The sequence below is a fragment of the Leptolyngbya sp. FACHB-36 genome (assembly GCF_014695955.1).
GTDB lineage: Bacteria > Cyanobacteriota > Cyanobacteriia > Leptolyngbyales > Leptolyngbyaceae > FACHB-36.
In genome coordinates, this window is sequence record NZ_JACJPG010000599.1 from 1 (window position 1) to 2,242 (window position 2,242).

Genomic DNA, 2,242 nt, shown 5'->3' on the forward strand with positions numbered 1-2,242 from the left:
GCGCTAGCGCTGGGCGGTGCCCCAATCAACGCTCAAATTCCGCCAGAGTGCAGCCCTGACGTTCTGAACAATACGCTAAATCTGTCGCTGCTGCTGCAATGTCGAGCGTTTCAGCCAGGACAGACTGGGCTGGACTTGCACGATCGTCGTGTCAAAGCCATTATTGCGATGAACCCGATCGCCAGCGCGGTGTTTGGGCGAAACAGTATTCAGCAAGTTGGCGTGCCAACCATGATTGTGGCAGGCAATGCCGATACGATCGCGCCCGCTCTCCAGGAGCAGATTCAGCCGTTTACCTGGTTGACAACCAACGATAAATATTTGCTGCTGCTAGAGCAGGGAACGCATTTTTCCGTGATTGGCACGTCTGCATCAGGCGATGTGCTGCCGATCCCCGAAGATGTGATTGGTCCCAGTCCTGCGACAGCCCGCCGCTACGCCAGCGCCATGAGCGTTGCTTTCTTTCAAACCTACCTGGCGAATCAGTCTACATTTCGTCCTTACCTAAGTGCCACCTACACCCGAGCGATCAGCGAAGCGCCGATCGAGCTTAGTTTGGTGCGATCGTTCAGCTCTAATTTATCGTTCCGATAGTTCCAGGACAGCCACAGATGAGCCGCGTACAGCAGCACCAACAAAAACGAGCTAATGTTGTTAGCGGTTAGTCATGACTCGTTAGCGCGTTGCCAAAAGCTCAACTCCAAGAACGAATCACGGATGACAAATCACTAAAAACAAATCACAGTTCTCTATGTCTGACCAGCGAATCTCCATTTCTCTCTCTAGCATTGTCAGTATTCTCGTGGTGGTTCTGCTGATCCTGCTGCTGTCGCGGCTGCAAGATTTATTGATTGTGCTCATGATTTCGGTGGTGTTGGCGGCGTCGATCGCACCGATCGTCAACTGGGCAGAGCGGCGACAGATGCCTCGCTGGTTAGCCGTGCTGTTTGTGTATTTGGCATTGATTGGCGGCTTCGTAGGAGTCGGCTTGCTGATTGGTCCCACACTGCTGACTCAGACCGAGACGTTGATTACTCAAATTCCGGTGTACACCGAGGCACTGTACGGTCGTATTCAAGACCTCGCCGCCCGCCTGAACAGCTCGCAGCCGAATTTAGTAACAGAATTTGTCAATCCGCAAGCGCTGAGTAACTGGCTGATCCGCTCTGGACAGCAGTTGCTACTCCGCTCCTATGGTTTAACGAAGGGCATTGTGGGCGGTGTGCTTGAGGCAATCCTGGTTTTGCTGATCTCAGCCTATATGTTGGCGGGCAGCAAGAGCCTATTGGACGGCTTGACTAATCTGTTTCCCCACCCGTGGGATCGCCGCCTGCGGGCACAAGTGAAGCCAGTGAGTCAGCGCATGGGCGGCTTTATTCAGGGTCGGGCGATCGTCTCGATCATTCTGGGCGTGGTGATCACGATCGGGTTAAGCCTGCTGGGTCTGTCGCAGTTTGCCCTTGCCTTGGGCGTGTTTGCTGGAGCGACGAACCTGATCCCGTTTGTTGGACCGCTGCTTGGCGCGGTACCTGCCCTTTTAGTCGCAATTTCCACGGGAGGGTGGACGTGGGTTTGGGTGCTGCTGCTATTTCTGATTGTGCAAAACCTGGAAGGCAATATTTTGACGCCGCTGCTCATTGGCTCCTCGGTAAAGCTGCATCCGCTGTATCTGCTGCTGGCGGTGATTGGTGGCACCGAGGTGCTGGGAGTTCTAGGAGCGCTGGTTGTGCCGCCCTGGGTGGCAGGAGCGGCAGTGCTGCTAGAAAATCTTTATCTACGCCCTAAAGCGATCGGTGAAGCCCGCGCCGACCGATCAGACCTACCGGATGACGAGAATCCTTCTGTAAATTCTACGGAGACACCAATATCAATTTCATGAAGGAGGGTTGATTTTGCCAGAGAAGCGGGTAGAGTAGGTTGAAGCTCATATACACTTCCAACTGTCATCCCTCTATGGTTAGAAAGAATTCTCGCCTCCTGTTAATGGTGTCGCTGTGCAGTATTGCTGGGGTTGTCGTAGGTGGCACCTCTGGCTGGGCAGAAACCAATAACTGCCTTCAGGCTCCAATCCCGACGGCTGAATGCTTGACCACTAACCCGACCCTAAAGACGATCGAAGGTATGAGCGTTGGTTTAGTTGCCGGAGTCGGTGCAGCGCTGGGTGCTGCTTGGCAAGCGAAGCGCGGCGAACTGTGAACAAGCTTAGACGCTGTAGAGCCAGAATTCCTAATTGAATGACGGA

The 2,242-nt window shown here is 53.9% G+C and carries 2 protein-coding genes and 1 pseudogene; all 3 read left to right on the plus strand.

Going from position 1 to position 2,242, the window contains the following annotated elements:
- Positions 1 to 594 (plus strand): annotated as a pseudogene (locus H6F43_RS17770) (hypothetical protein); the annotation flags it as partial.
- Between the two features lie 157 nt (positions 595 to 751).
- Complete coding sequence (locus tag H6F43_RS17775; RefSeq protein ID WP_190344048.1) at positions 752 to 1,879, plus strand: AI-2E family transporter; 1,128 nt, start codon at positions 752 to 754, stop codon at positions 1,877 to 1,879.
- Positions 1,880 to 1,953: 74 nt separating this feature from the next.
- Positions 1,954 to 2,196: a hypothetical protein gene (locus H6F43_RS17780; protein ID WP_190344049.1), complete on the plus strand. Its 243-nt coding sequence runs from the start codon at positions 1,954 to 1,956 to the stop codon at positions 2,194 to 2,196.
- Positions 2,197 to 2,242: the final 46 nt, after the last annotated feature.